The sequence below is a fragment of the Algoriphagus formosus genome, assembly GCF_002807035.1.
Taxonomy (GTDB): domain Bacteria; phylum Bacteroidota; class Bacteroidia; order Cytophagales; family Cyclobacteriaceae; genus Algoriphagus; species Algoriphagus formosus.
Genome location: NZ_NIUC01000002.1, coordinates 197,295 through 208,037, shown reverse-complemented (window position 1 = coordinate 208,037; position 10,743 = coordinate 197,295). Strand labels below are relative to the sequence as shown.

Annotated in this window: 10 protein-coding genes; 7 read left to right on the top strand and 3 right to left on the bottom strand. The window is 41.8% G+C overall.

From position 1 onward, the window contains the following. Positions 1-81 precede the first annotated feature (81 nt). The 6 genes from CDH51_RS06980 (at position 82) to CDH51_RS06955 (ending at position 6,789) form a co-directional block, all read left to right on the top strand. Positions 82-765: a succinate dehydrogenase cytochrome b subunit gene (locus tag CDH51_RS06980; protein ID WP_100627996.1), complete on the top strand. Its 684-nt coding sequence runs from the start codon at positions 82-84 to the stop codon at positions 763-765. 29 nt (positions 766-794) lie between these two features. Next, a complete protein-coding gene (locus CDH51_RS06975; RefSeq protein ID WP_100627995.1) occupies positions 795-2,729 on the top strand; it encodes a fumarate reductase/succinate dehydrogenase flavoprotein subunit in 1,935 nt (644 codons plus the stop codon). 18 nt (positions 2,730-2,747) lie between these two features. Beyond that, the gene (locus CDH51_RS06970; protein ID WP_026945459.1) at positions 2,748-3,497 is read left to right on the top strand and encodes a succinate dehydrogenase/fumarate reductase iron-sulfur subunit; all 750 of its coding nucleotides are present in this window, start codon (positions 2,748-2,750) and stop codon (positions 3,495-3,497) included. Between the two features lie 338 nt (positions 3,498-3,835). After that, complete coding sequence (locus tag CDH51_RS06965; RefSeq protein WP_100627994.1) at positions 3,836-5,287, top strand: sodium:solute symporter family protein; 1,452 nt, start codon at positions 3,836-3,838, stop codon at positions 5,285-5,287. After that, entirely contained in the window at positions 5,274-5,714 is a 441-nt protein-coding gene (locus CDH51_RS06960) for a GNAT family N-acetyltransferase (RefSeq protein ID WP_024281459.1), read from the top strand. The genes CDH51_RS06965 and CDH51_RS06960 overlap by 14 nt, the downstream gene beginning before the upstream one ends. Before the next feature lies 1 nt (position 5,715). Further along, positions 5,716-6,789 (top strand): alanine racemase, encoded by a 1,074-nt coding sequence (locus tag CDH51_RS06955; RefSeq protein ID WP_100627993.1) that lies wholly within the window; start codon positions 5,716-5,718, stop codon positions 6,787-6,789. A 1-nt stretch (position 6,790) separates the two neighbouring features. Here the strand turns inward: CDH51_RS06955 and CDH51_RS06950 are convergent, their stop codons facing one another. The 3 genes from CDH51_RS06950 to CDH51_RS06940 form a co-directional block, all read right to left on the bottom strand. Next, positions 6,791-7,894, bottom strand: coding sequence for an SO2930 family diheme c-type cytochrome (locus CDH51_RS06950; RefSeq protein WP_100627992.1), 1,104 nt, complete (start codon positions 7,892-7,894; stop codon positions 6,791-6,793). Continuing rightward, positions 7,894-9,189 carry a parallel beta-helix domain-containing protein gene (locus CDH51_RS06945; protein WP_100627991.1) on the bottom strand — a complete coding sequence of 432 codons (1,296 nt, stop codon included), beginning with the start codon at positions 9,187-9,189 and terminating at the stop codon, positions 7,894-7,896. The genes CDH51_RS06950 and CDH51_RS06945 overlap by 1 nt, the downstream gene beginning before the upstream one ends. A gap of 77 nt (positions 9,190-9,266) precedes the next feature. After that, a complete protein-coding gene (locus CDH51_RS06940; RefSeq protein WP_035483143.1) occupies positions 9,267-9,827 on the bottom strand; it encodes a Crp/Fnr family transcriptional regulator in 561 nt (186 codons plus the stop codon). A gap of 86 nt (positions 9,828-9,913) precedes the next feature. On the opposite strand from CDH51_RS06940, the gene CDH51_RS06935 reads away from it, so the two are divergent. Next, entirely contained in the window at positions 9,914-10,462 is a 549-nt protein-coding gene (locus CDH51_RS06935) for an outer membrane beta-barrel protein (RefSeq protein WP_100627990.1), read from the top strand. Positions 10,463-10,743: the final 281 nt, after the last annotated feature.

Genomic DNA, 10,743 nt, shown 5'->3' with positions numbered 1-10,743 from the left:
TGGATTGTTTACTAGCTGTTCGGGGCGTAAATTTGGCTCCAGTTTAGAAAAACAAGTTCGTTTTAACCAAAGAAAAAATCTATGAGTTGGGTTACAAAAACCTTGAATAGCACCTTGGGTCGGAAGCTTCTAATGGCTTTGACAGGATTATTTCTCATTTTGTTTTTGGTAGTGCATTTGGCAGGAAACCTACAATTGCTCATTCCTGACAATGGCGAATCCTTTAACATTTATGCAGAGACCATGGCCAACAACCCTTTCATCCGGGTCGTATCCATCGGAAATTTCGCGTTTATCTTGATCCATATCATTTACGCGGCAGTTCTTAGTCGACAAAACAAAAGTGCTCGACCAGTCAACTATGCTACTTCAAAAGCAAGCACAAACAGTACTTGGTCTTCCCGAAATATGGGAATCTTGGGTACAGTGATTTTGATTTTCTTGATCATTCACTTGAGAGGTTTTTGGTATGAATTCAAATTTGGAGAGATGCCTACCGCTGAATATGGAGGTATGATTTACAAGGATGGGTTTAAAATCGTTTCTGAAGCGTATTCCAATATCCTGTATGTCGTGATCTACGTGGTGTCTATGGGCTTTCTTGCGTTTCACCTTTCACATGGATTTGCCAGTGCTTTCCAAACCCTTGGGCTAAACCATGCTAAGTACTCACCATTGATCCAAAAAATAGGCACAGGTTTTTCGATCTTGATCCCAGCACTTTTTGCGCTGATTCCGATCGTAATGTATATTCAGAGCTTATAAACTGATAAAGGAAAATAAATCAAATATAGATGATACTAGATTCCAAAATACCAGCTGGTCCGTTAGCGGAAAAATGGACTAAGCATAAATTCAACATGAAGCTGGTCAATCCGGCAAACAAACGAAAGTACGATGTAATCGTGGTGGGGACAGGATTGGCAGGCGCTTCAGCGGCTGCTTCCTTGGCAGAGTTGGGATACAATGTCAAAGCTTTCTGTTTCCAGGATAGCCCTCGACGTGCGCACTCTATCGCAGCGCAGGGTGGAATCAATGCAGCCAAAAACTACCAAAATGATGGAGATTCCGTTTTCCGTCTTTTTTATGACACCATCAAGGGAGGTGACTACCGCGCAAGAGAAGGCAATGTCTACCGATTGGCGGAAGTCTCAGTTAATATTATCGACCAATGTGTAGCGCAAGGTGTTCCTTTCGCGAGAGAATATGGTGGACTTTTGGCTAACCGCTCATTCGGTGGAGCTCAGGTATCCCGAACATTCTACGCTAGGGGTCAAACCGGACAGCAGTTGTTGCTTGGTGCATATTCTGCACTTAGCCGTCAAGTAGCTAATGGTAAGGTGAAGCTTTACCCACGTACCGAAATGATGGACGTGGTCAAAATAGATGGACATGCAAGAGGTATTATCACTAGAAACCTCATCACAGGAGCCATCGAAAAGCATGCTGCTCATGCAGTTCTCCTTTGTACAGGTGGATATGGAAACGTATTTTTCCTCTCTACCAATGCGATGGGATCCAATGTGACAGCCGCTTGGAGAGCTCACAAGCGTGGTGCTTACTTCGCTAATCCTTGCTATACTCAAATTCACCCGACGTGTATTCCTGTCTCTGGAGATCATCAGTCTAAGCTGACGTTGATGTCTGAGTCTTTGAGAAATGATGGTAGAGTATGGGTGCCATCAACTGTAGAGATGGCTGAAAAGCTTCGTAAAGGCCAAATCAAAGCAAATGATATTCCTGAAAACGACCGAGACTATTACCTAGAGCGAAAGTATCCTTCATTTGGTAACCTAGTGCCTCGTGATGTGGCTTCCAGAAATGCGAAATACGTATGTGATGAAGGTAGAGGAGTAAACGAAACAGGAGAGGCAGTTTTCTTGGATTTCCGAGATGCGATCAAAAGAGACGGAGAAGATACCATTCGTGCGAGATATGGAAACCTCTTCGATATGTATCAGCAGATCACAGGTGAGAATCCATATCAAGTACCGATGATGATTTACCCAGCTGTGCACTATACAATGGGTGGTCTTTGGGTGGATTATAATCTAAGCACTACTATCCCTGGATTGTACGCATTAGGAGAAGCAAACTTCTCTGACCATGGCGCCAACCGACTAGGTGCGTCTGCCTTGATGCAGGGCTTAGCAGATGGCTACTTCGTGATTCCTTATACTGTTGGGGATTATTTAGCTCAGATTGGACCAAGTCCGGTGAATGCTGATCATCCTGAGTTTGATAAGTCCATTCAAGAGGTAAAAGAAAGGATCCAGAAACTACTGAGCATCAAGGGAAGTAAGACGGTTGACTATTTCCACAAAAAGCTTGGTAAGATCATGTGGAATGAGTGTGGAATGGCTCGAACTGCAGAAGGACTTAAGCAGGCCAAAGCAGATATTAAAGCCTTGAGAGAGGAGTTTTGGAAAGATGTGAAAGTCCTTGGAGAAAACGAGGAACTTAACCAGTCTTTGGAAAAAGCGCATCGAGTTGCTGATTTCCTTGAATTGGGAGAGTTAATGATCGATGATGCATTTAATAGAGAAGAATCTTGCGGAGGTCACTTCCGAGAGGAGTACCAGACTCCAGAAGGAGAGGCGCTAAGAGACGATGAAAACTTTGCTTACGTCGCTGCTTGGAAATACCTTGGAGAGGGTCAAGAGGAAGAGCTTCATAAAGAGCCTCTTGAATTCGAAAATGTGAAATTGACTCAGCGTTCGTACAAATAATTAAAGATCAAAATTCATATGAAATTGACATTAAAAGTATGGAGACAGAAAAACAATGCTGACAAAGGCGGTTTTGTTTCCTATCCTATAGATGGCATATCCAAAGACATGTCCTTTTTGGAAATGATGGATGTGCTGAATGAACAGCTTACAGAAAAAGGAGAAGATCCCGTTCACTTCGATCACGATTGTAGAGAAGGAATCTGCGGTATGTGTTCCTTGCATATCAACGGAAAGCCTCACGGTCCTCAGCAAACCACTACTTGCCAATTACACATGCGATCTTTTAGTGATGGGGAGACCATTACGATCGAACCTTGGAGAGCTAAAGCTTTCCCGGTTGTAAAAGACTTGGTGGTAGATCGTTCTGCTTTTGACCGAATCATCCAAGCGGGTGGTTATGTATCTGTCAATACAGGTGGTGTTCCTGATGCCAATGAGATTCCGATTCCTAAGAAAATTGCGGATGAGGCATTTGATGCGGCAACCTGTATCGGTTGTGGAGCTTGTGTAGCAGCATGTAAAAATGCTTCGGCTATGCTTTTCACTTCAGCAAAAATCTCTCAGCTTGCTATGCTTCCTCAAGGACAAGTCGAGCGAAAGGATAGAGCAGAGAAAATGATCGCTCAAATGGATGCAGAAGGATTTGGTGCTTGTACCAATACTGGTGCTTGTGCTGCTGAGTGTCCAAAGGGTATTTCCCTGACAAACATCGCGCGAATGAATCGGGAGTACTTCACTGCTGCTGTTACGACCGAAAACGTTTAATAAAAACAACTACAGAAAAAGAGCCGGAGAAATCCGGCTTTTTTTGTTGTATACGGTTTAGGGCTTTTAATCTATTTGGCTTTTGAAGGTGCCGGTTTTTACCTCGTTTAGTGAGAGATAATCCTCGTTCTTATAACTTTGAAGCCTGTAGAAAAAATAGGTTTTTCTCGTACTGGAGAATTGAAAGGTTTAAAATAGATTTTTAACTATTCTAATTTCAAATTGGATAATTATATCAAAATAAGTCTAAAAACCCAATTTTATTTCATTTTTGAGCCCTTTTCATTAACTTTAAAAAATTATATTTTAAAATTCTTTGATACAAACCCAATTACATAATGCATTGGATAGATCTGGTGATCTTTGTTGTTTACATGCTAGCTATGCTCGGTGTGGGCGTTTTTTTTATGCGCAAGAATACCGGGCAGGAAGATTATTATGTAGGAGGTAGAAGTATTGGTTCTTGGCATATCGGACTCTCCGTCGTAGCAACAGATGTAGGTGGAGGTTTTTCAATTGGTCTTGGAGGTCTAGGCTTTATGATGGGGATATCCGGATCCTGGATGTTGTTCACTGGACTTTTGGGAGCTTGGATTGCAGCAGTTTTATTGATACCACGCGTAAAATCCGATCCGGCTTTTGCCAAGTTTTTCACCTTTCCACAAATTATCGGATACTTGTATAATTCCACCACAGCAAAGGTGGCTGCCATCATATGTTTTTTGGGCTACTTAGGCTTTACCGCCTCTCAGCTTTTGGCAGGTGCCAAATTAGCATCAGGAACCTTTGAAACACTTGACCTGCACACGGCTCTATTGATTATGGGGGCTATCGCGGTAGTTTATACCGTAATGGGAGGCCTAAAGGCAGTGATTTACACTGATACGGTTCAGTGGATTATACTTATGCTCGGATTAATGTTTATCGGGATTCCTATGGCTTACCGCTACGTGGGAGGATGGCAATCCATTCAAGAAACCGTTCCGTCAGAGTTTTTCTCCTTTGGGAATCTTGCTTGGCAGGATTTATTCAATTGGGCCATAACCATTATTCCCATTTGGTTTGTGGGAATGACTCTCTATCAGCGAATCTTTGCTGCCAGAGATGTGAAATCTGCCAAGAAGGCATGGTTTATCGCTGGATTATTTGAATGGCCTATCATGGCCTTTATGGGTGTTAGCCTAGGTTTACTAGCGCGTGTGGCAGTGGAGCAAGGAGCTTTGGATGGTTTTACCACCGCCATGGATCCCGAGATGGGATTACCGGTATTGCTGAGTCAAATTCTTCCTGCGGGCATCCTTGGTTTGATGATGTCGGCTTATTTTTCTGCAGTATTATCCACTGCGGATTCATGTTTGATGGCTGCATCCGGTAATCTGACCACTGACTTGCTGGGTAATTCTAAAAAGCCCCGAACCCATCGCTCCGAGATGAGACTTTCTCAGCTAATCACCTTTTTAATTGGCGTGGTGGCTATTCTTTTGGCCTGGCAAATGAACGAAGTGCTCAGCTTAATGTTATATTCTTATGCATTTATGGTTTCGGGGCTGCTAGTCCCCGTTGTAGCTGGCCTGTTTTTTGGAAAAAGAAACTGGAAAGCTGCTGTTACTTCGATGATTCTAGGAGGTTCTATTACAGCCGTCCTTACCTTTTTGGATCTAGAAATGCCACTAGGGCTAGACCCGAACCTCTATGGTTTGACAGCCTCTTTGATCGCCTTTATAGCGATAGATAAAATTGATACTAATGTTCATCCTGAAATAATAAATAAAGAATATGATAAAGCTTGAGACCCTATCAGCAATAGATAATGCCACCTTTCTTCAAAAGAATGAAATTGCCGACTTTTTGGTTGAGCATTTGGGGAAATATGGGGATCCTAAAGAGCATGTGATGAAATGCCTCGATTATGCATTGGACCAAAGTCTGCATGCTGGAGGATTTGTAGTCGTAGCTCGTGAAAATCAAAAAATAGTCGGAGCCCTTGTCATGAATCAGACAGGCATGTCAGGTTACATCCCGGAGAATATCTTGGTATATATCGCAGTGGATGCTGCCCAAAGAGGCAAAGGAATTGGAGCTAAGATTATGGATTCAGCAATCAAACTGGCCAAAGGTGATATTGCCCTTCACGTTGAGCCAGATAATCCAGCCAAAAGACTTTATGAGCGTTTAGGCTTTACGAATAAGTATTTGGAAATGAGATTGAAAAAATAAGATGGCTTATTTGACATTAAATCGAACAAAACTTAAAGACAATTTCGAGTTTCTTAAAAAGAAATTCAACGAAAATGGCGTGGCTTGGGGAGTAGTATCCAAGCTGATGTGCGGGAATAGACTTTTCTTGCAGGAATTGATCAGTCTAGGAGTGGATGAGATTCATGATAGCCGAATCAGTAACCTTGCTATGGTGAAACGCCTCAACCCTGATGTACAGACGGTTTACATCAAGCCTGTTTCCAAGAGGAATGTGGGTAAAATGGTGGAGTTTGCGGACGTCAGCCTGAATAGTGAATTGGAGACCATTCATTGGATCAGTGATGAAGCAGTGAGGCAGGATAAAAAGCACAAGATCATCATTATGGTAGAGACCGGTGATCTGCGAGAAGGAGTCATGGGAGAGCAATTGCTTGATTTTTATTCTCAGGTATTCAATTTGCCTAACATTGAAGTGATTGGACTAGGCACCAATCTCAATTGCCTAAATGGGGTGATGCCTTCCACGGATAAGTTGATTCAACTTGCGCTTTACAAGCAGATCATCGAACTGAAATTCAATAAAAAAATTCCTTGGGTATCTGCAGGTACTTCTGTGACTATCCCATTGATGCTTACACAGCAGCTACCAAAGGGAATCAATCACTTCCGAATTGGGGAGACGCTCTATTTTGGAGTGGATCTTTTCGAGGAAAAGGTAATTGAAGGAATGCATGGAGATGTTTTTGAACTGCATGTTGAAATTATCGAAATGCAGGAAAAGCCATTACTTCCGGTTGGGAACCTTGCTGCGAATCCTCAAGGTGAAGTAGTAGAAATAGATGAAAGTCTCTATGGAAAAACCTCCTTCCGTGCAATTGTAGATATTGGACTACTGGATGTGGATCCAAAATATCTGATGGCAGCCGATGATTCGATCGAGATATTAGGAGCTTCCTCGGATATGCTGATCATGAATTTGGGAGAGAATCCAAATAACTATCAGGTAGGTGATGTTCTGACTTTTGACCTGAAATACATGGGTGCTTTGGGTATCCTCAATTCCAATTATGTGGACAAAAAAGTGATTGACTAAATCACTTCATTTCATTGATCCAAGCACGGATCAGTTCCACGCCTTCTTGGTGGATGCTCGTTCTTCCGATTTCTGGCATTGCTACACCAACTGCCGTGCTGTTCATCCGGTGAACGAGGATGGATTCGTCGGCTTTTCCGGGAACAATATCGAATTGATGACTGCCTGCACCATTTCCAGCTGCTACTGGCGTTTTGTTTATCCCCAATTTGAGAGGATCTGTTTGCTCATAGCTTAAAAATAAGCCTGATGTGGAAGCAGGTCCTTCTTCCCGATGACAATGTGCACAATTGATGTCTAAGTAAGCTTTGGCTCTGTCAGCCAAGGGGAGGCTTTCGTTGCTGTAATCCACCATGCTAGGGTGATTTTCAACGCCTTCAAACCCTTCTAACTTTCCAATTTCTGTCCAATAAGCCAGCTGATTGATTTTTTTGCCATCAAAGTCCTTTTCGTGATTTAGATGTTTTACTTCTACTCCCAAAGGATCGAGTTTCTCGTTTTCATTGTGGCAAGTCTTGCACTGGTTTTTGTTTGGGATGAGGTAATTGATGACCTGATCTTCACCTTTTTCATTTACAAAACTTACCGTCGTTTCTCCGCCTACCACCTTGAGTTTGGCATCAGTTTGACTGTCATTCCAGATATATGGAAAAGCTTCCCAACCCTTTTCCTGATGAATCATTAAGCGAGTTTCGATGATTCGTCGTTTTCCCTCAGGTTTTGAAAAATCTTCAGGGTAGTAGAAATTTTTGATCAAAACACTTCCTACCGGAAGCGTAAGTTTGTCATTTATGATGGCTGCCTTGGAGTCTTCCGGCATCCACACAAATCTGCTTTTTAAAGCATAATCGGTGAAAAGTGAAGAGGCAGGTTCATATTCGATGAGCTTTTGACTTGGAGTTAAGCTTTTTAAATCTCCCTCAAAGAAACCGTAGGTAGAAAGCCAATCATAAGGATACATACCGTCTGCTTCCTCGTGATCTTTTTGTGGGTCAAAGGCAAGCGATTGTTCGACCTGATCTTCTTTCTGACAAGAAAAAAAGAAGACAAGCAAAAAGCTCAAGGATAAATAAGAAGCGATATTTTTCTTTGAAAAGCGAGTCATTACTTACTTGATATAAATGAAACGTCAGTAGTCACATTTACCTGACAATTTGAGAAAGGAGAAACATCAGCTGAGCTTTTAATGTTTTCTTCACCTTCACTGAGGTCAAATTGTGTAAAATAAAGGTTTTCCAAACCAGGTTCAGAAATACAGATATTCATGGGGTTTTGAGCAATGGAATTACCTCTGCTTTCATCAAAGATGCCATCATAGACGATATCTTGAGTCTTGGCTTTTCCATGAGCATTATACATGCTCACAAGCTGTCCTAATTCTCTGCTAAGATCTGGAAATCCCTCACTTCTGTCATAGCTGTTTCCGTGCAGGAAAATATCATGCGTGTAAGGAGACCAGTTTGGAGCGTCAGTTGGGAAGCCGGTAATCTGATAGCTGGCGATGGCTACTCCAACTGTTTTATTTCTGAGGATTTCATTGTCAAATACTTCCACTTCTTTGGCAGCAAGAAGAACAACTCCAGAACCAGGAGGAATCATGGTTACCGTATTACCATTTGGCCCTTCTCCGATAGGCGTCGCGAAGTTTTTGTGGTTATTATCAATGATTTTATTGTTGTAAATCTTGGTGCCTTTTCCATCTGACTTAGGAAGTCCCGGAAGGTTGAAGACTAAGATTCCACCTGAATTATTCCGGGCGGTATTCCCAAAGACTTCAGCATTATCGCAATTTTCAATTTCAATTCCCGCCACATTTCCATAGGCCAAGGAATTTTTCACAATGATGTTTTCAGATTGTCCTACATAGATTCCTGCATCCCGCGAGTGGGCAGCAATGCATTCATCAATTACCACATTTTTGCACTGTACAGGATAAAGCGCGTAGGTTCCATTTTTGGACTTGTCACCATGAGTCCAAGTGGCATGTACTCTTCGAAGGGTCAAACCATCCGTATGTTGGGCTTTGATCCCATCCCCGGGTGCATCTTCTATGGTTAGGTCTTTGACAGTGATATTTTTGCCCACGATTTTCATTCCTTCTCCTCCGGTTTTCAGATTTCGAAATGAAAGAACAGTTTTTTCCATTCCTGCACCTTGAATCGTGATATTCTCTTTGCTGTCAAGAATCAGTTGGGTTTTGAGGTCAAAAAAACCTTCCCCAATTTCTATGGTTGTACTGTCTTCGGCAAGGATGAAATCCTCTACCACTTTTTCGACTTCCTCAGCTGAACGTTTTTCGAGAAGGCTCGAATCAAAAAGTTGTTCATTGCTTGTCTCGCTACAAGATGTAATGATGACAAGTAAAAAAAGGCTGAAAAAGGGGATATATTTGGCTTTCATAGTTTTGGGTTTCGCATTAGGGTTGCTTCAAAACTACTTTTTTTCAACCTAAACTAGCCTTGACAAAAGTCAAAATGTCAGATTTTGGCGCGGACACGACTGAGTGTTTCGATCGTCATGTCTAGAAATGAAGCAATATGTCCCACGGATGCTCTTTGTATAATTTTGGGTTTTTTCTCCATCAATTCCAAATACCTTTCCCGGGCAGATTTGAATTTGGAGAAAATCATCTGCTCCTCTAATGCGATGTAATATTTCTCCAAAATCATCCGATATACTCGTTCGAGATCAGGGAATTTTTTGAAGCATTCCTGTAAGTCGTTGTACGAAATTCGATAGAGCAAAGACTTTTCCAGCGTCTCGATCGTTTCGTAGCTAGGACTTCGGGTGATAAAGGAATGCATCGCCGTGACAAATTCCCCTTCCAGGGAAAATGACACCGTGATGTCACGATTTTCTCTGATGTAAAAACTCCTAGCGGAGCCTTCTGCGATATAGTATAGGTATTTGCTCACTTCCCCTGCTGTCTCAAGCTTATAGCCTTTTTCAGCCTGTATTTCTTCTAGTTTGCTGATAAAGAAGTTTCTTACATCCTCACTGACTTCAGTGATGTTTTCAAACAGGGTAGGTTTTGTCATAGTTGAGGAGAAAAAATATCCAATAAACTGTCCACTTCCGGGATTGATCTAGTAGTTTTATCGGGAATTTAAAACATAAAGCAGATATGAGAAAGATTTTGATTGTTTTCTTCCTATTGGGATTGGTTTTTTCTGCAAAAGCTCAGTTCGGAGTTCGTGCTGGATTGTCTTCGGCTAATTTCTCCGACACGAATTTTAATGCCAATGTTGGCTTTCACGTGGGGGGCTACTATCGATTTGGCACCAGTCTTTTGGAGGTGGAACCTGGGATTCAATTTGGGCAAAAGGGCTATGAAACCAATAACCCGACAAATGGCAACGTAATTACAGAAACCTTGAATTATGTAGATGTTCCTATTCTTTTCCGACTTAATTTTCTTCCTGCTATCAATGTCTTTGGAGGACCACAGTTGAGTGTTTTGGCATCTAGAAATTATGAGGAGCCCGGAAATGTCCAAACTAGTACCGAGCCGATAAGAGGGTATGACTTAGGTGCTGTGGTAGGTATCGGTGGGTATATCCCCGGAGGAATAAACCTTCAATTGAGCTATGATTTGGGCTTGAGTAGTTTAAATTATTTCAACACTGATGTGAAAAATAGAGTGTTAAAAATATCTGCCGGATTTGATTTTTAAGTTCAAGTCTTACAAATCTTAAACTCTAGGGACCCAGCCAAAAGCTGGGTTTATTTTTTAGATTGCTGAGGATTCTCTCAAAATGCTTTTTACCTTAAGCTATCCCCTATCAAATGGGGTTCAGTTAAAAGCTTGATATTTAAGGAAAACAGATTACTTTTCCGGGTGTGATAGAGTGGAAACTGATGCTAATTCGGGAGGTTTTTGGACCTAATAAAAGCATTGTTTGACATTTGCAAATCAACCGTAAATCAATTTGTTTTTAGGCTTAGAGAATCAGC